We start from the raw sequence: 20,984 nt of genomic DNA on the forward strand, positions 1-20,984 counted from the left end.
TGAGCGGGCCGGAGGGACCTTTCCACGTCCAGTGGGCGGCCGCGGCCGCACTGACTCGTCGCCATCCGGGGCCTGCGCTTCCCTCGCCGGCCGGTTCGCGACCACTGGCTGAGCGACACGGTCCGGTTTTCGCGTTCCCGCCTCGTCCGAGAGCTTCCGGACTTCTCGCGGCCGCCCGACCCGGCACCACCATCGGGCACCGGGCCGGGCGGCCAGCCATCGGAGGTCAGTTCGTCGAGGGCACCGCCGTCGGGTCGGACTGACCCGCCCCCTGAGTAGCCGCGCCGACTCCGCGGCCGAAGGCCTGGCCCTGGAGGATCGCCCCCAGGTCGACGCCGGTCGCCGACTTGACGCTGTCGAAGGTCGCGGCGAGGCTCGCCGCCTGCTCGCGGGCGATGTGCGTGCCGGCGGTGTCGCCGCCGATCAGCGTGACGGTGCCGACGTTCTGGTAGCCCTTGGCGAACTCGGACATGAGCGAGGGCAGCTGCCCGATGAGCTCGCGTCCCAGGATCGCCTCCTGGTTCTCGCGGAGCGCCTCCGCCTCGGCCGCGATGGCCGCCGCGCTCGCCTCGCCCTTCGCGCGGATCGCCTCTGCCTCGGCGGTCGCGTTCGCGCGCAGGGCCTCGGCCTCGGCACCGGCCTTGGCCCGCAGAGCGTGAGCCTCCGCCTCGGCGCGGGCGCTCACGGCAGCCGCCTCGGCCGCGGCGGACGCCTGACGGGCCTCGGCCTGGCGCTGAACGGCGTACGCCTCGGCGTCGGACACCTGCTGAGCGACCTGGCGGTCGGTCTCGGCCTTCTTGGCGCGCCCGTAGGCGTCGGCGTCGGCCTCGGTCTGGCGGCGGTACTTCTCGGCGTCGGCGACGCGCTTGACGTCGGCGTCGAGCTCGGCCTGGCGGTTCTCGGCGCGCTGCACGAGGACGGCCTGCTCGCGCTCGGCGCGGGCCAGGTTCTCGGCCTGCTCGGCCTCGGCGTTGGCGCGGCCGACCTCGGACTTCGCGGCGGCGGTGTTCTTGTCGTAGGCGGTCTGCTCGATCAGGTTCGCCTCGTCGGTCGCGAGCTGGCGCGCCTTGACCTCGCGCGCCGCGTTGATCCGGGCGACGTCGGCCTCGCGGCGGACGCGCTCGATCTCCTGCGCGCCGAGCGCCTCGATGTAGCCGTTGCGGTCGGTGACCCCCTGGATCGCGAACGAGTCGAGGACGAGTCCCTGCGCGAGCAGGTCGCCCTTGATGCCCTCGGCGATCTCGTCGCCCAGCTTCTGCCGGTCCTGCATGACCTCCTCGACGCTGAGCTTCGCGACGACGCCGCGGAGGGCGCCCTCGAGCTGCTCGGTCGTGAAGACGTCGATCGACTGGTCCTGCGACGCGAAGCGCTCGGCAGCGGCGCGCACCTGATCGGCCGTGGAGCCGATCTTCACGAGAGCGACGCCGGCGAGGTGGATCGTCACGCCGTTCTTGGTCTGCGCGACCGGCTCCATCTTGATCTGCCGCGACCGCAGCGAGATGCGGTCGGAGCGCTGCGTCAGCTTGTTGACGAACGCGCCGCCACCGGTGATGACGGTCATGTTGGATGTGAGCCCGTCATCCCCCTTCTGCTTCTTGCCGACGATCACGATCGCCTCGTCGGCCTGAGGCACCTGATACCAGGCGCGGAAGATGAAGAAGCCGATGAGTGCCAGCAGCAGCAGGGCGCCGGCGACGACCCCCGCGATGACGATCCAGAGCAGGTCGGATTGCATGAACGAGATTCCCCCTTCTCGGGACACGCCGGAGACGTGTCTCTGAGCGATGTACGGCTTCATGGTGGCATGCCCCGGCGCGAGGCGGAGCGGCGAGCGGCGGGGATCGGCGCGGAGCGACCGCGACTCGGCGCCGTCAGCCGGCGGAGGTGTCGCAGACGCCGGTGCCGTCGGCGCGCTGCACGCAGACGCGGGCGCCCTCGGGTGCGAGGCTCCGGGCCGGAGGGAGCAGTCGCTCGAGGTCGCCGTCGTCACCCGAGGCCGTCACCGTCACGGACCGGTCCGAGCGGGCGACCGAGGTGACGCCCGGAGCAGCGAGCAGCGCCGACGCGTCGGTCACTGCAGTGCCGAGGGAGCGGGGAGCGGCACCGATCTCGAGAATCCGAGCATCGCCGACGCTCATCGTGAGGGTCGCGAACTCCGCGGAGCCCGGAGCCGCGGACACCGCCTCCGCGACGATCGCGGCCCGATCGGCCGAGTCGACGGCGAGCCGGAGGCGGTCGTCGTCCGTCCAGACCGAGCGGACGTCGGCGAGGACGTCGGGAGCGAGAGCGGCGAGCACGGAGCGAGCAGCGACTCCGGTGCCGCCATCGCCGAGCGCGACCAGCGGAGTCGAGAACACGACCGCGGGGCCGCCGGTCGACGCGGCCGCCGACTCCGCCGCAGTGAGGTCCGCCTCACTGCCCAGGCTCACCTCAAGCCGCTCCGGAGTCGCCCGGAACCCGGTCACGGGCACCGCCGCCGAGACCGCCGCCCACGTGCCCTCGGCCCCGTCGATCCACGCGCCCGGCTCTCCGCTGAGGAGCGCGGACCGGTTGGCGCTCTGCACACTGACGTGCACCGGCGGCGCGTCCGGAAGCAGTCCGGGCGCATCCCGGGCGAGCGAGAAGAGGTCCCCCGCCGTGGCCGCCTCGCCGAGGATCAGGCTCAGCCCGGTCACGCGGTCGTCGCCGTCGTCCGCGGTCAGCGCGACGGACGACACCCGCACGTCGTCGCGCAGCTCGAGCGCCGCCGCGATCCTCCCGTCCGCGAGATCGGAGTCGCCCGACACAGGGAGGCTGAGCCCCTCGGCGTCGAGCACGACCCGCACGTCGCCCGCCGGGCGCTCGGACGCGAACGCACTGAGTCGGTCGGCGAGCGCCCGCAGGTCGCGTCGGCGAGGTTCTCGCGCGCCACCACCTCGGCGCTCACGCCACCCGTGAACGGCATGTCCTCGACCGTCGAGAGCTCGAGATCCGCGACCGCCTCGTCGCTGCCGAAGGTCCGCGCGAAATCGGCGCGGAAGGAGTCGCCCGAGCAGCCGGTGAGCAGGAGAACGGTGGTCAGAGCGAGGGCGCCGACGCCGCACTTCCGCATCCGCTCAGCCCGCATGGCGCCAGCGTAATCACGCGCCGCAGACGTCGAACGGAGTGGACGGATCGCGATCGGCGTGCTCCACACAGCAGTTCCGTGCCCGGTCGGCAGCGAGTCGTCGCGGATCGGGGCCCGGACGGAGCGTCGAGGCTGTTCCGCGTCCACCGGCGGAGGAGGACCGGGGCGAGTCGGCAGACAGGGTTCTGAAGGTCTGCAGGTCCCCGGTCCGCGTCGAGTGACGCGATCGACGACGGCTCCGGCGGATCGAACGCAAAGCATCGACAGCAGCATGCGGCAGGAGGGACGCGCAAGCCAGCACATGACTCCGGCGAGGATGCTCACGCCGAAGCGGAGCCGAGAAACTGCTGGGGTACCTGGACTCGAACCAAGAACAACTGAACCAGAATCAGCCGTGTTGCCAATTACACCATACCCCAATGGCCATCCGCAGGTGAGGGAGGAGGCCAGGCGGCGATCGGAAGAACTTCCGGCGCCGAGGAAGAACACTACCCTACGGGCGCACGCCGCTCAAATCGACGCCGGCCTCGTGGATCGCGTGGGCCTCGGACTCGGGGGCGGCCTCGCCGAGGCGGGCGCGCACGAGGTCGCGGTTGACGGCCGAGGCGACCTGCGCGCCGGAGCCGGCGGCCACGATCAGCTGCTGCGGGCCCGGAGCGGTGACCTCGCCGGCGGCGTAGAGGCCGGGCACCGAGGTGCGTCCGCCCGCGTCCACGAGGAGGAAGCCGTCGCCGTCGGTCTCGGGGCCGGCGGCGTCGAGGTACTCCAGGACGGGGACCCAGATCGGGCGGACGAAAGCGCCGGTGCGCGGGATGACGTCGCCGTCCTCGAGCAGGACCCCGGTCATGAGCGCGCGCTCGCCCGCGAGGTCGGCGACCGGGCGGCGCTCGACGCGGATGCCGATCGAGCCGAGCAGGGACTCGTCGGCGTCGCTCACGACTCCGATGCCGTTGGTGAAGACGATCAGGTCGGTGCTCCACTGCGACAGCAGCATGGCGCGCTCGGCGAGGTCGGAGGTCTCGCCGATCAGGGCGAGGGGCTCCCCCGCCTTCTCGTAGCCGTCGCACTCCATGCAGCTGTGCACCGCGGTGCCGTAGTAGGCGCGGAGGCTGGGCAGGCGTGGCAGCTTCTCGCTGAGGCCCGCGGCGACGACCACGGCGGTGGCCACGACGGCGCGGTCCGCTGCGCCGCGCACGCCGCGCGCGGAGACGAGGAACTCGCCGCCGGAGCGCTCGACCGAGGTGACCAGGGCGTTGTGCACCTCGGCGGCCTCGTAGCTCTCGACCTCTTCGCGACCCAGACGACGCAGCTCGAGCGGAGAGACTCCGTCGCGCGTCAGGAAGCCGTGCGAGTGCAGTGTCGCGGCGTTCCGCGGACGGTTGCTGTCGAGCAGCAGGACGCTGCGGCGGGCGCGCGCCAGATTGAGCGCGGCCGACAGACCGGCCGGGCCCGCGCCGATCACGACGACGTCGTACTGGCCTCCCACCGCCTCGGCCATGCTCAGGCCGGTCCGGCGGAGGCGGCGGTGCGGCCGGCGAGGCGCGAGAGGCGTGCGAGCGACTCCGCCTTGCCGAGGATCTCCATCGACTCGAACAGCGGGGGCGAGACGCGGCGGCCCGAGATCGCGGTGCGCAGGGGTCCGTAGGCGATGCGGGGCTTGAGCCCGAGGCCCTCGATCAGGGCCGAGGCGAGCGCGGCCTGGATCGAGGCGGTCAGCCACTCCCCCTCCGGCACCGCGGACAGCGCCTCGATCGAGGCGGCGAGCACGGCGCCGGCGTTCGCGGGGAGGCCCTTGAGCGCGTCCTCGTCGTACGTCAGCGCGTCGGCCGTGGTGAAGAGGAAGCCGAGCATGCCGGGAGCCTCGCCGAGCAGGCCGATGCGCTCCTGCACGAGCGGGGCGGCGGCGTCGAGCACGGCGCGCTGTGCCGGAGTCGGCTCGCCCTCGAGCACGCCCGCGGCGATCAGGTACGGCACGGTGCGCACGGTGAAGTCGTCGACCGCGAGCAGGCGGATGTGGTCGCCGTTGATCGACTCGGCCTTCTTGAGGTCGAAGCGCGCGGGGTTGGGGTTCACGTCGGCGACGTCGAACGCGGCGATCATCTCGTCGATCGAGAAGACGTCGCGGTCGTGGGTCAGCGACCAGCCCAGCAGGGCCAGGTAGTTCACCAGGCCCTCGGGGATGAAGCCGCGGTCGCGGTGGTGGAAGAGGTTCGAGGAGGGGTCGCGCTTCGAGAGCTTTTTGTTGCCCTCGCCCATCACGTACGGGAGGTGGCCGAAGCGCGGCACGAAGGTGGTCACTCCGATGTCGATCAGCGCGTGGTACAGCGCGATCTGCCGGGCGGTGGAGGGCAGGATGTCCTCGCCGCGGAGCACGTGCGTGATCTGCATGATCGCGTCGTCGACCGGGTTCACCAGCGTGTAGAGCGGCTGGCCGTTGGGGCGCACGACCACGAAGTCGCTGAAGGAGCCGGCCGGGAAGGTGATCTCGCCCCGCACCAGGTCGTCGAAGGAGAGATCGGCGTCGGGGACCCGCAGACGCAGCGCGGGGCTGCGGCCCTCGGCGCGGAACGCCGCGCGCTGCTCCTCGGTGAGACCGCGGTCGAAGTTGTCGTAGCCGTGCTGCTTGGCGCGGCCGGCGGCCTCGTTGCGGGCGTCGATCTCCTCGGCGGTGGAGTAGCTCTCGTAGAGGTGACCCGAGGCGAGCAGGCGCTGGATCACATCGAGGTAGACGTCGCTGCGCTCCGACTGGCGGTACGGACCGTGCGGGCCGCCGACTCCGACGCCCTCGTCCCAGTCGAGCTTCAGCCAGCGCAGCGCGTCGACGATCTGCTCGTAGCTCTCCTCGCTGTCGCGCGCCGCGTCGGTGTCCTCGATGCGGAAGACGAACGTGCCCCCCGTGTGCCGCGCGTACGCCCAGTTGAACAGGGCGGTGCGGATGAGGCCGACGTGGGGTGTCCCGGTCGGGGACGGGCAGAAGCGGACGCGCACGTCGCTCCCGGTCGCGGTCGTGAACGGGTGCGCCGCTGCGGCGCGATCGGAGGGCGGGGTGAGCTCAGACATACGCCCGCGATTCTAGCCGCGGAGCGCGCAGTGCCGTCGGGCTGGACAAGGGGCGTCCCGGGGGTGCGGACTCCGCGCGGGCGCCGGTTCCGGGTCCCGTCCCGCTGCCGCACGGACGGGATCCTCCGCCGTCCGGTCGGATGACCGCGCTCCCACGCCCTTTATCGCGAAGCAGTGCTCCGCGTCAACGGACTCGTCTTCTCCGAGGAGCAGTGGTGCTCTGTGCAGAGCGCTTCTCCGGGGCCGCTCGATGAGGAGCGCACCGCATCCGCCATGCCCCGGGCCTCGCGCCAGCACGCCCGGAAAGGGGATTCGGATGAGCACGACCGATCTCGATGTCGCCACGTCGCGCGCCACCGCCGCGATGGATCCGGCACGCGAGGAGAAGGACGCGCGCACCCTCTCGCTCTTCCGCGCGGCCGCCGAGGCCACGGGCGCCGAGGGCGACCGCATCCGCGAGCGCATCGTGCTCGACCACCTCGGACTCGCCGAGGCCATGGCCCGCCGCGTCTCGCGCGGAGGCGGCGCCGGCGGCGACTGGGCGGACCTGCGCCAGGTGGCGTACGTGGGCCTGGTCAAGGCGCCCGCCGCTTCGCCCCCGAGCGCGGCGACAGCTTCGCGGCCTTCGCCGTGCCCACGATCACCGGCGAGCTCAAGCGCCACCTGAGGGACCTGGGCTGGATGGTCCGCCCGCCGCGCAGCGTGCAGGAGCTGCACCGTCGCTCCGGAGTCGTCGCCGAGGAGCTGTCGCAGGAGCTCGGCCGGCACCCCTCCGACCACGAGATCGCGCTGCGGCTCGGGGTCGGTGCCGCCGAGGTCGCCGACGCGCGCTCGGCGGGTCACCCGCTCTCGCTCGACGAGACGGTCGGCACGGGTGGCGAGGGTGGAGTGCGGCTCGGCGAGACGCTCGGCGGGGACGACGACAACCTCGCGGCGATCGACCGCCGTCACGGCCTCGCCACGGCCCTCGCGGAGCTCGAGGACGCGCAGCGCGAGCTGCTGCGCATGCGCTTCGTCGAGGAGATGACGCAGCAGCAGATCGCGGAGGCGCTCGGCACGACGCAGATGCAGGTCTCGCGTCTGCAGCGCCGGATCCTCGCGCAGCTCGCCGACCGCCTCGGCGCCCCCTCGCGATCGCATCAGCCGCGCTCCCCCCGCGCCCGCGTCGCCGTGGTCACGCCCGTCCGGCAGGCTCCGCGCCTGCGGTCCGCCTGAGGTGCGCCTCGGCACGCGAGGGCAGCGAGGCGAGGGCGTCCAGGACGTCCTCGGTCTGCACGGCCAGGAGGGCCGGGTCCGGCTCGGAGGAGAAGACGTCGCCCTTGCGGAGCGACGCGTCGGTCAGGACGACGTGCGGTCCGCTCGCGGGCGGGCCCCAGGCCTCGGGCGGCGCCGGTCCGAAGATGACGACCGAGGGGATGCCGTACGCCGACGCCAGGTGCGCGGCTCCGGTGTCGACCGTGACCAGGGTCTCGGCGGCCGCCACGACGGCGGCGAACTCGACCAGGTCGACCTCTCCGGCCAGCACCTCCCCCGTGCCGGCGAGCTCGGCGACGCGACGGGCGCGATCGGCCTCGTTCGCTCCTCCGGTGTAGACGACGCGGTGCCCCTGGTCGGCGAGAGAGCGGGCGACCGCGGCGAAGCGCTCCTCGGGCCACTCGCGCGAGCCGTAGAAGGCGCCGATGTGCACGACGGCGGCGCCGTCGACGCGGGGCGCGACCTCGGGGACCGCGATGGCGACGTCCTCGGGATCGGCGTCGAGTCCGATCGAGTTCACCAGGCGGGCCCAGCGGGCGCGCTCGAGCTCGCCGTCGATCCAGAGCGGGCGCGGGTCGTCGTGGCCCGCGTCGGGATCGAGCGCCGGCACGCGGAACTCGAGCGTGCGCTCGGGCTCGATCTCGGCGAGGCGCAGCCGCGACTCCGGGCCGTTGCCGTGCAGGTTGACGCCGAGCTCGACGCGACCGGCCGCCATCGGCAGCGGGTCGTCGAGACCGTGCAGGGTGGGCACCAGAGCGTCCAGCCCCTCGACCAGGTCGACGATCGGCTCGAGCCAGGGCGTCGTGGCGAGGATCAGCCGATGCTCGGGGAAGCCGCGGCGCAGTGCCTTGAGGGCCGGCACCGCCACCAGGATGTCGCCGAGCTTGAGCGCGCGGAGCGCGAGGACCTCCGGGGTGCCGTCCGGTTCGGTGAGAGCGCGCACGGCGCCTCCTTCCTGTCGGACGTCCCGTACCCCGTCCCCGCAGGCTCAGACGCGCGGACTCCGATCCCGACGCGCCCGAGCGGCACCACTTCTCCTCGGCACCGTTTACGAGGAGGAGAAGCAGGGTACGAGAACGGTGTGACCGACCCGATGCACCCGAGCGAGCAGCGCGGCACCGCCGAGCTCGAGCGGACCCCGCGACTGCGCGGGATCCTCTTCGACCGCGATGCCACGCTCGTCGTCGACGTGCCCTACAACGGCGACCCCGCCCGGGTCGAGCCGATGCCGACCGCCCTCGACGCCGTCGAGCGCGCGCGCGAGGCAGGGCTGTCGATCGGAGTCGTCACGAACCAGTCGGGCATCGCTCGCGGCATCATCGACCGATCGCAGGCCGACGCGGTGAACCGGCGGGTCGACGAGCTCTTCGGCGGCTTCGACGTCTGGATGCTCTGCCCGCACGGCCCCGAGGACGGCTGCGGCTGCCGCAAGCCCGCGCCCGGGATGGTGCTGGGCGCCGCCGAGGCACTCGGGCTGCCCGCCGACTCCCTCGCCGTGATCGGCGACATCGGCGCCGACGTGGGTGCCGCGGCCAACGCGGGTGCGCGGGGCGTGCTCGTCCCCACTCCGATCACCCGGGCCGAGGAGGTGGCGGCCGCGACGCTGCGCGCCGACACGCTCCTCGAGGCGGTCGAGCTGCTCCTGGCGATGCAGCCGGACCCGTCAGAGGAGGGCACGGCATGACCCGCCGCGTCCTCGTCGCCCGCCTCGACAGCGCGGGCGACGTGCTCCTCTGCGGCCCCGCCGTGCGCGCGATCGCCGCCGACGCCGAAGTGCTGCTGCTCGCGGGCCCCCAGGGCGCGCCCGCCGCGGCCTTGCTGCCCGGCCCGACGAGCGTCCGCACCTGGTGGTGCCCGTGGATCGGCGACGCGTCGCGACCGGTCGACGCCGCGCTCGTGGCGGAGCTGCACGCGATCGTCGAGGAGTTCGCCCCGGACGAGGCCGTCATCCTGACCTCCTTCCACCAGTCGCCGCTGCCGCTCGCTCTGCTGCTGCGCCTGGCGGGCGTCGCGAGGATCAGCGGCGCCTCCGTCGACTTCGCCGGTGCCCTGCTCGACGTGCGCCTCGTGCCGGGCGAGACCCTCGAGGAGGACCAGCCCGAGCCGGAGCGCGCGCTCGCCATCGCCGCGGCCGCCGGCTTCGCACTGCCCGAGGGCGACGACGGCCGTCTGCGCGTGCGCCGCGAGGGCGCTCTGCCGGCCGCGCTCGAGGGAGTCGGCCCCTACGTCGTCGTGCACCCCGGAGCGGCGGTGCCGGCCCGCGCCTGGCCCGCGGCGAACGCGGCCCGCGCCGTCGAGCTGCTCGCGGACGAGGGCTTCGCCGTCGCGGTGACCGGCGGCCCCGGCGAGCGCGCTCTCACGGCCGAGGTCGCCGGCACCCGCGGCATCGACCTGGGCGGCGCGACCGACTTCGCCGGTGCAGCCGAGGTGCTCGGCCGCGCCGAGGTCGTCGTCAGCGGCAACACCGGCCCGGCGCACCTCGCCGCCGCCGTCGGCACTCCGGTCGTCAGCCTGTTCTCCCCCGTCGTCCCCGCGATCCGCTGGGCGCCCTACGGCGTTCCGGTGGAGCTGCTGGGCGACCAGGGCGCCGCGTGCGCCGGCTCCCGCGCCCGGGTCTGCCCGCTGCCCGGCCATCCCTGTCTGGCGGGGGTGAGCGCCGAGGAGGCGGTCGCCGCCGTCCTGCGACTCCGCGCCCTCGGGCGCTCCACCACCACGACCACGACGGAGGCGATGGCATGAGGATCCTCCTCTGGCACGTGCACGGCGGCTGGGCGGACGCGTTCGTCCGCGGCGACCACGAGTACCTGCTCCCCACGACGGACGCCCGCGACGGCTGGGGCCTGGGCACCGGCGGGCGCGACTGGCCGAACGCGATCGAGATCGCCCCCGAGGACCTGCGCGACGCCGACATCGACGTCGTGCTCCTGCAGCGACCCGAGGAGCTCGCGGAGGCCGAGCGCCTGCTGGGCCGGCGCCTCGGCCTCGACGTGCCCGCCGTCTACGTCGAGCACAACACCCCGCGCGGGGACGCCCCGACCAGCCGCCACCCGCTCGCCGACCGCGACGACCTCCTCCTGGTGCACGTCACGCACTTCAACGCGCTGATGTGGGACACGGGCTCGACGGCCACCACGGTGATCGAGCACGGGATCCACGACCCGGGGCCCCTCTACACGGGCGAGCTCGCGCACTTCGGTGTGGTGATCAACGAGCCGGTGCGCCGCAACCGCGTCACCGGCACCGATCTGCTGCCCCGCTTCGCCGAGGTCGCCCCGCTGGACGTCTTCGGGATGAAGACCGAGGGCCTGGCCGAGCTGCCCGGCTTCCCGGAGGGCCGGCTCGACGTGCTCGGCGACGTGCGGACGAGCGAGATGCACGCGCAGCTCGCCCGCCGCCGCGTCTACCTCCACCCGTTCCGCTGGACCTCGCTCGGCCTCGCGCTCCTCGAGGCGATGCACCTGGGCATGCCCGTGATCGCGCTCGAGACGACCGAGGCGGGCCGCGCCGTGCCGCCCGGCGCGGGAGCGGTCTCGAACGACCTCGACGAGCTCGTCGCCGCCGCTCGCGAGCTGATCGCGGATCCGGAGCGCGCCGCCGCCGCCGGGGCGATCGCCCGCGAGAGCGTCCTCGAGCGCTACGGACTCGCCCGGTTCCACCGGGACTGGGACGAGGTCCTCTCCGATCGTCCGCGCCGCACCGGCCGGGCCCTCACCGCCGCAGGGACCCGAGGAGGGAGCACCCGATGAAGCACACCACCACCACCACCACCCGACCGCTCGCGATCGCGATGGTCTCGGAGCACGCCAGCCCGCTGGCGACGCTCGGAGGCGTCGACGCGGGCGGGCAGAACGTGCACGTCGCGGCCCTCGCCGACGCGCTCGCGCGCCGCGGCCACCGCGTCACCGTCTACACCCGGCGAGACGACCCCTCCCTCCCCCGGCGCGTCCCCTTCACCTCGGGGGTGGAGGTGGTGCACATCGACGCCGGGCCCGCCGCGAAGGTGTCGAAGGACGAGCTGCTCCCCTACATGGGCGACTTCGCCGTCGACCTCGCGAACGACTGGCTCGACTCCCGCCCCGACCTCGTGCACAGCCACTTCTGGATGTCCGGGGTCGCCGCGCTCGACGCGTCGGAGCGGGTGGAGCGCGCGACCGGCCGCCGCGTGCCCGTGTTCCACACGTTCCACGCGCTCGGAGTGGTCAAGCGCCGCCAGCAGGGCGCACTCGACACGAGCCCGGAGGAGCGCGCCTGGCTCGAGCCGGGCGTCGGCCAGCGCGCCGACGGCGTCGTCGCCACCTGCTCGGACGAGGCGTTCGAGCTCAAGGGCCTCGGCGTGCCGACGGGCAGCATCTCGGTCGTCCCGTGCGGAGTGGACCTCGAGCGCTTCTCCCCCGACGGACCCGTCGCCGAGAAGACCCGCCCGCTCCGCCTCATGAGCATCGGCCGTCTCGTGCCCCGCAAGGGCATGGGCCACGCGATCGAGGCGCTCGCGCGTCTGGTGCAGGACGGCCACGACGCCGAGCTCGTCATCGTCGGCGGCTCCGGCTCCGGCGACGCCCTCGCGGCCGACCCCGAGTACCAGCGCCTGCACGGCGTCGCCGAGGGCCTCGGAGTCGCGGATCGCGTCCACCTCGTGGGCCAGCTCTCGCAGACCGAGATGCCCGCGATGCTCCGCTCGGCCGACATCGTCGTCTGCGCCCCCTGGTACGAGCCGTTCGGCATCGTGCCGCTGGAGGCGATGGCGTGCGGCCGGCCGGTCGTCGCGTCCTCGGTCGGCGGGCTCATCGACACCGTCGTCGAGGACGTCACCGGCGTGCACGTGCCGCCCCGCGACCCGGCGGCCCTGGCCGCCGCCCTCGCCGCTCTGATCGCCGACCCCGAGCGCGCCCGCGCCTACGGAGCCGCGGGTCGCGAGCGCGTCGAGTCGCGCTACTCCTGGGACCGCGTCGCCGCGGACACCGAGCGCGCGTACCTCACCACCCTCGCCGGACTCGGCGACGCAGAGGCCGTCCTGACCGGCGCCTCCCTCTCCTCCCACTCCTCCAAGCCCCGGAAGGCGGCCCCGCGACGATGAGCATCGACACCGTGCTGGACACCCCGACGGACGCCGCCCGGCGGATCGTCGACGACCACATCGCCCGCTCGCTCGACGTCGTCGCGCAGCTGGAGCGCCACTCGGAGCAGATCGTCGCCTGGGGCGTCGAGCTCGCCGACCGCCTGCACTCGGGTGCCCGGCTGCTCGCGGCCGGCAACGGCGGCTCGGCGGCCGAGGCGCAGCACCTGACGGCCGAGCTCGTCGGCCGCTTCGACGGCGACCGCGTGCCGTTCTCGGCGATCTCGCTGCACGCCGAGACGTCCAGCCTCACCGCGATCGGCAACGACTACGGCTTCGACCACGTCTTCGCCCGCCAGGTCACGGCCCACGCGCGCGCCGGCGACGTGGTCGTGCTGCTCTCGACCAGCGGGCGCAGCGCCAACCTGCTGCACGCGGCCGAGGCGGCCCGCGCGGCGGGCGCCCGCACCTGGGCGCTGACCGGCGACGGACCCAACCCGCTGACGACGCGTGCGACGAGGCGATCGCCCTGGAGGGCCACGGCTCGAACGTGCAGGAGGCGCAGCTCGTGCTCGTGCACGCGCTCTGCCGGGCCTTCGAGCACCGCATCCGCGCCCGCACGGGAGCCGCCGCGTGAGCCCGCGCCTGCGGATCGCCGTCGTCGGCGACGTGATGCTCGACGTCGACCTCTCCGGCCCCGCCGAGCGGCTGAGTCCCGACGCGCCGGTGCCCGTCGTCGACGTCTCGACCCGCGGCGTGCGCGCCGGCGGTGCCGGGCTCGTCGCGCGGATGCTCGCCCGCGACGGTCACGACGTCACCCTCGTGACGGCGCTGGCCGACGACTCCGACGCCGACGTGGCGGAGCTGCGCGCGGCGCTGGACGGGATCCGCGTGGTCGCCGGGCCGTCGGGAGCACCGACTCCGGTGAAGACCCGCGTCGCCGCCTCGGGGCAGGCCGTCGTGCGCTTCGACCGCGGCTGCGAGCGCCCGCCGGTCCCCGCCGTCACCGACGGCATGCTGGCGGCGCTGCAGGACGTCGACGCCGTCGTCGTCGCCGACTACGGCCGCCGCCTCACCGAGGACGAGTCGCTCCGCGCTGCTCTCGACGCACTCGCGGTCCCCCTGGTGTGGGATCCGCACCCGCGCGGCACCGCTCCCGTCGCGGGCACGACGCTCGCGACTCCGAACCTCGCCGAGGCGACCGGGTTCTCTGGTGCGAGCGGACGCGGCGTCACCCTCGCCGAGACGGCCGCCACGACCCTGCTCGAGCGCTGGGGCTGCGGCGCCGTCGCGGTGACGATGGGCGGCAGCGGGGCTCTGGTGCGCTCGCGCGGCGCCGGTGTGCCCGTCGTGGTCCCTGCCGCCTCCGTGCCGCCGACCGATCCGTGCGGAGCGGGCGACCGCTTCGCCGCGTCGGCCGCCGTGGCCCTCGCGGGCGGAGCGACCCCCTCCCAGGCCGTGGGCGCCGCCGTCGCGGACGCGGGCGCCTACCTCCTCGCGGGAGGCGTCGCCTCGCTGGCCGCGCCGACCGACACCGCCGTGCTGCACAGCGCCGGAGTCGACGCCCTGCGCGTCGCCGAGGCGTCCGCGGCTCCGGAGGCACGGTCGTCGCGACGGGCGGCTGCTTCGACCTGCTGCACGCGGGCCACGCCCGCACGCTCTCGGCGGCCCGGGCGCTGGGCGACTGCCTGATCGTGTGCCTCAACTCCGACGACTCGGTGCGCCGCCTCAAGGGCGCGTCGCGCCCGATCATCCCCGAGGACGACCGGGTCGATCTGCTGCTCGCGCTCGAGTGCGTCGACGCGGTGCTCGTCTTCGGCGAGGACACCCCCGACGAGGCGCTGCGCCGCATCCGCCCCGACGTCTGGGTGAAGGGCGGCGACTACTCCGCCGAGTCCCTCCCCGAGACCGCGACCGTCGCCGAGTGGGGCGGGCGCGTGCTCACCGTGCCGTACCACCCGGGCCGCTCGACCACCCACCTCGCCGCGGCGCTCGCCCGCGTCGGCTGACCTCACCACTCCCGCCCCGCGGCGGCCCGCCACCCGCGCGCCGTCGCACCGTCACCCAGAAGGACATCATGAGTCTCACCCCCACCCCCATCGGCCGCGTCCTGATCACCGGAGGAGCCTCCGGCCTCGGTGCCGCCGTCGCGGCCGCCGTCACCGCCGCGGGCGGCACCCCGATCGTGCTCGACCGCGACGTCTCGAGCGTGGCGGAGGGCGTCGCCGCCTACCAGGTGGACGTCGCGAAGACCCGCGAGGCCGAGAAGGCCGTCGTCGACATCGCCCGCGAGCACGGCGGACTCGACGCCGTGGTCACCGCCGCCGGGATCGACCGCTGCGGCCGCCTCGTCGACGTCGACCCGGAGGAGTGGGAGCGCGTCATCTCGGTCAACCTCCTCGGCACCGCCGCGGTGGTCCGGGCAGCGCTGCCGTTCCTGACCGAGACGCACGGACGCGTCGTCACCGTCGCCTCCTCGCTCGCGATCAAGGCCGTCTCGGACGCGACCGCCTACTGCGCGTCGAAGTTCGGCGTGCTCGGCTTCACCCGCGCCCTCGCCGCCGAGACCAAGGGCGAGATCGGCGTCACGACGCTCATCCCCTCCGGCATGAAGACGCGCTTCTTCGACGACCGCGACGCGCAGTACAAGCCGGGCCCCGACGCCCTGCTCAACGAGCCCGAGAACGTGGCGAACGCGGTCATGTTCGTCCTCGGCCAGCCGCAGGGCTGCGAGGTGCGCGAGCTCGTCATCACGCACGAGGAGGAGCCGTCCTGGCCGTGAGCCGCCTGATCCCCTAGGGATCGCTTCCCCGAGACGCCACTCCGGTCCGCGACACATCGTCGCAGGCGCACCGGAGTGGCGTCTCGCGTCTCAGCGGGTGGCGGCGAGGACCTCGCGCACGTCCTCCAGGACGGCCTCGATCCGCACGTCCGCCACGAAGGACGGGTCGTGCTCGCAGCGCGGAGCCGTCCAGCCGACCTGCGTCGCGTCGCGACCGCAGACGGGGCACGCCGTCGTCCAGCTCAGCTGCACGCGGTGGCGCTGCCGGCCCAGCGGGGCGGCGTTGATGGCGTTGCCCACCCAGAAGACGCCGACGGTGGGAGCGCCGACCGCGGCCGCGAGGTGGCGGGGTCCGCTGTCGTTGCCGAGCACGAGGTCGGCGAGCGAGAGCAGCGGAGCGAGGTCGCGCAGCTCCACGCGTCCCGCCCACGACTCGGTGCCGGGCGCCCCCGCGACGATCGCGTCGGCCGCGGGCACGTCGGAGTCGTCGCCGACGACGAGCACGCGCGCTCCGTCCTCGAGCAGGGCCCGGGCGACCACGGCGAACGAGTCGGAGGGCCAGCGGCGGCGCGGATCCGTCGCTCCCGGGTGGATCAGCACGAGCGGGCCGTCACCGCCCAGGGTCGCGGCGAGCCGGTCGCGCCGCTCGACGTCGACGTGGAGCTCGGGCTCGAGCCGGACCGCGGGTGCCCCGGCGAGGCCGACGACCTCCAGCGCGCGCAGCATCTCGTGCTGGTAGTAGACGTAGGGGATGGTGCGCTCGAGCTCCTCCGCGTCGGGCGTGCGGCAGCCGACGGTGTGGCGCGCTCCGAGGCGCTGCAGGAACGGGTTGGAGTAGCGACCGCCGCCGTGCAGCTGCACGGCGAGGTCGAACCGGCGTGCGCGCATCCGGGCGGTGAAGTCCTCGACGACCCGCGGGTCCTCGCCCTCGCCGTCGCGGACGCCCTGCGCCACGGGCAGCACCTCCACGTCGGCGACGGGCGACACCCCGCCCTCGAGCAGGACCCGGTGGGCGGGGGTGCCGAGCAGGGTGATCTCGGCGTCGGGGTAGGCGGCGGCCAGCGCGTCCACGGCGGGCAGCGCGAACAGCAGGTCGCCGAGGCCGCCGCCGCGGAGCACGGCGATCCTCTCGACTCCGTCGAAGCGCTCTCGGAGGGGGGCGATGGCGACCACGGGGTGTTCCTCTCGGTGGTGCGGAGCCGGCGGGCCGGATCCGGGGAAGGTGCACTCCTCCCCTTCCCCGGACGGCCCGATCCGAAACGTCCGCGACCGGAGTCGACCCCGCGGGGTCAGCGGCGCGAGCCCGAGCGGCCGGCGAAGCGGGTGTAGACGAGCAGCACGATGATCGCGCCGATGACCGAGCCGATGATGCCGGCCGGCTGGAGGAAGCCGTCGCCGGCGCCTGCCCGAAGATCAGGAAGCCGAGGAACCCGCCGACGAACGAGCCGACGATGCCGAGCACGATGGTCATGAGGATGCTGATGCTCTGACGTCCGGGGACGAGGAGCCGCGCCAGCGCTCCGGCGATGAGACCGACGACGACGATGCTGATGATGAGACCGATCACGATGGTCACCTTCCGTTCTGCGGACCGGGTCCGCGTGGGAGCCCTGCAGTCGCGGGGCCTGAGGCAACAGTTACACCCGCAGGGAGGCTCCGGTACACCCCTGGGGGTGTGGTCTGCGCTCAGGACCGTGCGGTAGCGTCCGACCCATGTCCCGGACCGCGCCCCTCACCGTCGCGCTCGTCGACGACTACGACGTGGTGCTCACCGGCCTCGCCCACATGTTCGACCACTACCGGCACCGCGTCCTCGTCGCCGAGATCGACGCCAACGCGACCCTCTCGGACACGATCGACATCGTGCTCTACGACTCCTTCGCGCAGCCGGAGTCGGACCACGACGAGATCGCGGGCCTCGTGCGGAACCCGCGCGCCCGCCACGTCGTCGTCTACACCTGGAACTTCGCGCCGACCCTCGTCGCCGACGCGCTCGAGCAGGGAGTGCACGGCTACCTCTCCAAGACGCTGCCCGCCCGCGACCTCGTCGCCGCCCTCGAGCGGGTCGCCGCGGGCGAGGTCGTCGTCAGTGATCCGCCGCAGCGGGCCGGAGCCGCGCCCGGGCTCGACTGGCCGGGCCGGCACGAGGGCATCACCGACCGCGAGTCCGAGATCCTCGCGCTCATCACGCAGGGCAAGAGCAACGCCGACGTCGCCGCGCTCACCTACCTCAGCCCCAACACGGTCAAGTCCTACATCCGGAGCGTCTACGGCAAGATCGGCGCGACCAGCCGCACCCAGGCCGTGCTCTGGGGCGTCGACCACGGCTTCACGCCGGACCACCACCGCATCGACCACTGGCTCGGCGGGCCCTGACCCGCCTCAGCGCCCGGTGCGCAGCGTCTCGAGCGGGTACTCCCCGAACCGCTGCACGTACGCCCCGGCGAAGCGGCCCGCATTGACGAACCCCCAGCGCGCCGAGACCGCGGCGACCGTCGTCGTGTCCGGATCCGCGTGCAGCAGCTCGTCGCGCGCCCGGTCGAGCCGGACGTCGCGCAGGTAGCCGAGCGGGGTGCGGCCGAAGTGGCGCCGGAACGCGAGCTGCAACGCGCGCGGGGTGAGCGCCGCCGACGACGCGATGTCGTCGAGCGAGACGGGAGACGAGGCGAAGGCGTGCACGAACTCGGCCGCCCGCCGGAGATGGGCGTTGCGCGGTCGGAGCACCTCGGCCGGCACGACGACGGGGCGGTGCGGGAAGGCCGCGAGCAGGCGCAGCGCGACTGCGCGGTCCGCCTCGGCGAGCTGCAGGGCCGTCGCGCGCGAGGCGAGCAGCCCGGAGAGGCCGCTCACCGCGTCCCACCAGGCGCCGACGTCGGCGGAGCGGGGCACCGCGCGGTGATCGAAGACCAGCGGGGCCGGGTCCGCCCCCGTCGACTCCGCCGCGATGTCCTCGAGGAACGGTCCGTCCACGTGCACGAGGCGCTGGTCGTACTCGCCGAAGTCGAACTCGAACGGACGGCCGGTGGGGAACACGGCCGGACGCGCGCGCAGCAGCGGCGTCTCGTCGCGGCCGACGTCCATCACTCCGCGGCCCGCCTGGAGCCACGAGACGACGTACTCCCCCTCCGGGGCGATCTCGCCGCGGATGGAGCCGCGGAACGTCGAGGTGCGGATGCTGACCCGCTCGTCGCCGAGCGCGGTGTACCGGAAGTAGAAGGAGTCGGGCAGCGGCTCCGCCCGGAACCTCGTGCCGTGGTACCCGTCCGAGTAGAAGGCGACCGCCTCGTCGACCCGGCGGCTCGCACGCTCGAAGCCGGACACCGCCGGCAGTGCCGCACTCATCCCCCGAGTCTGCCACCGGGCGTCTGCACGCTCGACAGCAGAACCCCGTGATCCCTGGCCGCCGGACGATTTCCTTCGTATACTAACCTTTATGGCACGAAGGAAGAACGACGGCTCCCCGGAGCGCACGCCGAACCCGATGAACCCCTTCGACGGCAAGCCGGGCCTCTACAACCGGATCAACCGCGCGATCTACTCCTTCACCGGGCCCGCTCACGTCGGCATCGGCCGCCCGGAGGAGCCGTACGTCGCCCCCGTGGACCCCGCCTGCCCGCTCTGCGGCCGGCCGATGGCGCTGCACGAGATCGACCGCTCCGGCGAGCGCACGCAGCTGCACTGCCCGCGGGACTGACGGCCCGCCCACTCCTCCTCCTTCTCCCCGCGTCGCGGTGAGCGCGCGCCGCTCCCGCGACTTCTGCGGAAGCAGCACGGACGCCGCCCGGCCTGCACCTCAGCAACTCCCCGCCCGTCCTCTCCACTCCTCAGAAGTTGCGGGAAGCGCGCGCGACCACCGCAACTTCTGCGGAAGCAGCGCGGATGCAGCACGAACGCCGCCCGGCTCGCACCCGCCCGCCCCCGCGCCGCCTCGGTTCTCCAGAAGTTGCGGGAAGTGCGAGCGGAGACCGCAACTTCTGCGAAAGCGGCGCCCCGCTCATCCCTCGCGCAGCCGCCGCCGGTTCACCTTCCCCGCGTCGCTGCGCAGCGGCTCCCGCTGCAGGCGCAGGGCCCTCGGCGTCCGCGCCCGCCCGAGCCGCTCCCGCGCGAACGCGAGCAGCTCGTCCGCGCTCACGTCGGCGCGGTCGACGTCGACCACCGCCTCGATCGCCTGCCCCAGATCCTCGTCGGGCACGCCGAACGCGACGGCGCCGCGCACGGCCGGATGCTCCTCCAGCACCCGCTCGATCTCGGCCGGGTGGATGCTCACCCCACCGCGCAGCACGAGGTCGTCCACGCGATCGAGCACGGTCACGTAGCCGTCGGCGTCGACCGAGCCGAGGTCGCCGAGCGTGTCCCAGCCGTCGTCGCTCCTCCTCGACTCCCCCCCGAGGTAGCGGTAGGCGGGATCCGCGCCGCGCCGCATCCAGATCGTGCCGGGTGGACCCGCCCCCACCGGCGCCCCGTCCGCGTCGAGGATGCGCACCTCCGTCCCCCCGATCGGCCGGCGACGCTGCCCGGCCGCTCGAGCCACTCGTCGCCGCGGATCATCGTGAGCCCGTTCGACTCGCTCCCCGCGTACACCTCGATCACCGTCCGCGCCCCGACCCAGTCGATCAGCCCGCGCTTGTCGGCCGGCGGGCACGGCGAGCCCAGGTGCAGCACCGTCTCGAGCGAGGACACGTCGGCGTCGCGCCGCCCCGGCCAGCGCAGCAACCGGTGGATCGTCGTGGGGACCAGCAGCATCCAGGTCACCCGGTGCTCCTGGATCGCCGCGAGCACCCGCCGCTCGTCGAACCGCGGCAGGATCACGAGCCGCTGACCCGTCAGCAGCCCGCGGAACGCGTAGGTGAACGTGGCGGAGTGGGTCAGCGGCCCCGCGACCAGCTGCACCCCCTCCCGCGGCAGGAACGCCGCGACCGGCTGCGTGGGATCCATGACGGCGGGCGCCGTGGCGAGCACGATCTTCGGGCGGCCGGTGCTGCCGGAGGAGGCGGGCGCCTTCCACGACGACGCGGCGGCGTCCGGCAGCGGAGCGTCCGGCACCGCGGGGTCCGGCCGGTGCCCGGCGGCCACCGACGGCACTCCGTCGAGCGCGAAGCCGACGGTCAGCGCCGGGCGCGCGAGCTCGGCGATCTCCGCCCGCTCGCGCGGCGAGAGATCCTGCGACAGCGGCTGCGGAGTCGCTCCCGCCTTCCAGATCGCCGCGCAGACCACGACGAACTCGGTCGTGTTGGGGAGCGACACCGCGACGAGCGAGTCGTGCGCCACTCCGAGTGCCAGGTAGGAGCGGGCGAGCCGGGTGCTCTCGACCTCGAGCTCGCCGGCGGTGACGGTGCGGTCGTCGGCGATCACCACGATCCGCTCCGGGTCCGCCTCGGCGAGCGCCGTCAGGCAGCGCGAGAAGGAGCGGCGCATCAGCTCGCGAGGTGCCGACGGTAGAGGTCCTCGTGCCGGGCGGCGACGTCGCGCCAGTCGTGCGAGAACGCGAGCGCCCGGCCGTCGCGCGGTGCCGACCCGCCGAGGGCCGCCGCGAGCGCCGCCCGGATCCCCTCGACGTCCGCCCCGTACGCGACCGCGTCCCCGAACACCTCGCGCAGCACCGGCAGATCGCGGGCGACCACGGGCACCCCCGCGGCGAGCGCCTCCATCGCCGCGAGACCGAAGCCCTCCTTGGTCGACACGAAGCCGAGCACCGAGCACCGGCGACGAGCGGAGCGACCTCCTCCTCG

At 74.1% G+C, this 20,984-nt stretch carries 19 protein-coding genes, 1 tRNA gene and 3 pseudogenes; 11 read left to right on the forward strand and 12 right to left on the reverse strand.

Annotated elements, in window-relative coordinates; translation table 11 throughout:
* Positions 1–226 precede the first annotated feature (226 nt).
* The 5 genes from B0T42_RS07035 to gltX form a co-directional block, all read right to left on the reverse strand.
* Positions 227–1,735 carry an SPFH domain-containing protein gene (locus tag B0T42_RS07035; RefSeq protein WP_077222531.1) on the reverse strand — a complete coding sequence of 503 codons (1,509 nt, stop codon included), beginning with the start codon at positions 1,733–1,735 and terminating at the stop codon, positions 227–229.
* 136 nt (positions 1,736–1,871) lie between these two features.
* A complete protein-coding gene (locus tag B0T42_RS07040; RefSeq protein ID WP_139344437.1) occupies positions 1,872–2,816 on the reverse strand; it encodes a hypothetical protein in 945 nt (314 codons plus the stop codon).
* A 637-nt stretch (positions 2,817–3,453) separates the two neighbouring features.
* Positions 3,454–3,525: transfer RNA gene (locus tag B0T42_RS07050), tRNA-Gln, on the reverse strand.
* A 74-nt stretch (positions 3,526–3,599) separates the two neighbouring features.
* Positions 3,600–4,604: an NAD(P)/FAD-dependent oxidoreductase gene (locus tag B0T42_RS07055; protein WP_077222534.1), complete on the reverse strand. Its 1,005-nt coding sequence runs from the start codon at positions 4,602–4,604 to the stop codon at positions 3,600–3,602.
* A 2-nt stretch (positions 4,605–4,606) separates the two neighbouring features.
* The gene (gene gltX, locus B0T42_RS07060) at positions 4,607–6,166 is read right to left on the reverse strand and encodes a glutamate--tRNA ligase (protein ID WP_077222535.1); all 1,560 of its coding nucleotides are present in this window, start codon (positions 6,164–6,166) and stop codon (positions 4,607–4,609) included.
* Positions 6,167–6,482: 316 nt separating this feature from the next.
* On the opposite strand from gltX, the gene B0T42_RS21130 reads away from it, so the two are divergent.
* Positions 6,483–6,833 carry a hypothetical protein gene (locus B0T42_RS21130; RefSeq protein ID WP_236720165.1) on the forward strand — a complete coding sequence of 117 codons (351 nt, stop codon included), beginning with the start codon at positions 6,483–6,485 and terminating at the stop codon, positions 6,831–6,833.
* Positions 6,797–7,381, forward strand: a complete 585-nt coding sequence (locus tag B0T42_RS21135; protein ID WP_236720166.1) for a sigma-70 family RNA polymerase sigma factor — start codon at positions 6,797–6,799, stop codon at positions 7,379–7,381. Before B0T42_RS21130 ends, B0T42_RS21135 begins: the two co-directional genes overlap by 37 nt.
* Here the strand turns inward: B0T42_RS21135 and B0T42_RS07070 are convergent.
* Positions 7,341–8,363, reverse strand: a complete 1,023-nt coding sequence (locus tag B0T42_RS07070) for a glycosyltransferase family 9 protein (RefSeq protein WP_077222537.1) — start codon at positions 8,361–8,363, stop codon at positions 7,341–7,343. The genes B0T42_RS21135 and B0T42_RS07070 overlap by 41 nt on opposite strands.
* A gap of 138 nt (positions 8,364–8,501) precedes the next feature.
* Between B0T42_RS07070 and B0T42_RS07075 the strand changes: the two genes are divergently transcribed.
* The 7 genes and pseudogenes from B0T42_RS07075 to B0T42_RS07105 all read left to right on the forward strand — a co-directional run bounded on the left by B0T42_RS07075 (position 8,502) and on the right by B0T42_RS07105 (position 15,255).
* Positions 8,502–9,104, forward strand: a complete 603-nt coding sequence (locus B0T42_RS07075) for an HAD family hydrolase (protein ID WP_342418217.1) — start codon at positions 8,502–8,504, stop codon at positions 9,102–9,104.
* Complete coding sequence (locus B0T42_RS07080; protein WP_077222538.1) at positions 9,101–10,159, forward strand: glycosyltransferase family 9 protein; 1,059 nt, start codon at positions 9,101–9,103, stop codon at positions 10,157–10,159. The genes B0T42_RS07075 and B0T42_RS07080 overlap by 4 nt, the downstream gene beginning before the upstream one ends.
* Complete coding sequence (locus B0T42_RS07085; protein WP_077222539.1) at positions 10,156–11,166, forward strand: glycosyltransferase; 1,011 nt, start codon at positions 10,156–10,158, stop codon at positions 11,164–11,166. The genes B0T42_RS07080 and B0T42_RS07085 overlap by 4 nt, the downstream gene beginning before the upstream one ends.
* Entirely contained in the window at positions 11,163–12,494 is a 1,332-nt protein-coding gene (locus tag B0T42_RS07090; protein ID WP_077222540.1) for a glycosyltransferase, read from the forward strand. The genes B0T42_RS07085 and B0T42_RS07090 overlap by 4 nt, the downstream gene beginning before the upstream one ends.
* Positions 12,491–12,931, forward strand: a pseudogene (locus B0T42_RS07095) (D-sedoheptulose-7-phosphate isomerase); the annotation flags it as partial. The gene B0T42_RS07090 and the pseudogene B0T42_RS07095, both read left to right, overlap by 4 nt.
* Before the next feature lie 187 nt (positions 12,932–13,118).
* Positions 13,119–14,482: pseudogene (locus tag B0T42_RS07100) on the forward strand (PfkB family carbohydrate kinase).
* Positions 14,483–14,550: 68 nt separating this feature from the next.
* A complete protein-coding gene (locus B0T42_RS07105; RefSeq protein ID WP_055793508.1) occupies positions 14,551–15,255 on the forward strand; it encodes an SDR family oxidoreductase in 705 nt (234 codons plus the stop codon).
* A gap of 90 nt (positions 15,256–15,345) precedes the next feature.
* Here the strand turns inward: B0T42_RS07105 and B0T42_RS07110 are convergent, their stop codons facing one another.
* The gene (locus B0T42_RS07110) at positions 15,346–16,428 is read right to left on the reverse strand and encodes a glycosyltransferase family 9 protein (RefSeq protein ID WP_094742699.1); all 1,083 of its coding nucleotides are present in this window, start codon (positions 16,426–16,428) and stop codon (positions 15,346–15,348) included.
* A 116-nt stretch (positions 16,429–16,544) separates the two neighbouring features.
* Positions 16,545–16,822: pseudogene (locus tag B0T42_RS21145) on the reverse strand (GlsB/YeaQ/YmgE family stress response membrane protein).
* Between the two features lie 146 nt (positions 16,823–16,968).
* On the opposite strand from B0T42_RS21145, the gene B0T42_RS07120 reads away from it, so the two are divergent.
* The gene (locus B0T42_RS07120; RefSeq protein ID WP_077222541.1) at positions 16,969–17,631 is read left to right on the forward strand and encodes a response regulator transcription factor; all 663 of its coding nucleotides are present in this window, start codon (positions 16,969–16,971) and stop codon (positions 17,629–17,631) included.
* Positions 17,632–17,637: 6 nt separating this feature from the next.
* On the opposite strand, the gene B0T42_RS07125 is transcribed toward B0T42_RS07120, so the two are convergent.
* The gene (locus tag B0T42_RS07125) at positions 17,638–18,597 is read right to left on the reverse strand and encodes an AraC family transcriptional regulator (protein ID WP_077222542.1); all 960 of its coding nucleotides are present in this window, start codon (positions 18,595–18,597) and stop codon (positions 17,638–17,640) included.
* 91 nt (positions 18,598–18,688) lie between these two features.
* Here B0T42_RS07125 and B0T42_RS07130 point away from each other — a divergent pair, with 91 nt between their 5' ends.
* Positions 18,689–18,949, forward strand: a complete 261-nt coding sequence (locus B0T42_RS07130) for a hypothetical protein (RefSeq protein ID WP_236720168.1) — start codon at positions 18,689–18,691, stop codon at positions 18,947–18,949.
* Between the two features lie 300 nt (positions 18,950–19,249).
* Here the strand turns inward: B0T42_RS07130 and B0T42_RS07135 are convergent, their stop codons facing one another.
* Genes B0T42_RS07135 through B0T42_RS21155 form a run of 3 tightly spaced genes read right to left on the reverse strand, consistent with a single transcriptional unit; the run spans position 19,250 to position 20,948 of the window.
* The gene (locus tag B0T42_RS07135) at positions 19,250–19,567 is read right to left on the reverse strand and encodes an AMP-binding enzyme (protein ID WP_077222555.1); all 318 of its coding nucleotides are present in this window, start codon (positions 19,565–19,567) and stop codon (positions 19,250–19,252) included.
* Positions 19,564–20,670 (reverse strand): AMP-binding protein, encoded by a 1,107-nt coding sequence (locus B0T42_RS21150; RefSeq protein WP_077222543.1) that lies wholly within the window; start codon positions 20,668–20,670, stop codon positions 19,564–19,566. The genes B0T42_RS07135 and B0T42_RS21150 overlap by 4 nt, the downstream gene beginning before the upstream one ends.
* Entirely contained in the window at positions 20,670–20,948 is a 279-nt protein-coding gene (locus B0T42_RS21155) for a glycosyltransferase (protein WP_236720169.1), read from the reverse strand. Before B0T42_RS21155 ends, B0T42_RS21150 begins: the two co-directional genes overlap by 1 nt.
* Between the last annotated feature and the right edge of the window lie 36 nt (positions 20,949–20,984).

The sequence above is a fragment of the Rathayibacter rhapontici genome (assembly GCF_001995175.1).
Taxonomy (GTDB): domain Bacteria; phylum Actinomycetota; class Actinomycetes; order Actinomycetales; family Microbacteriaceae; genus Rathayibacter.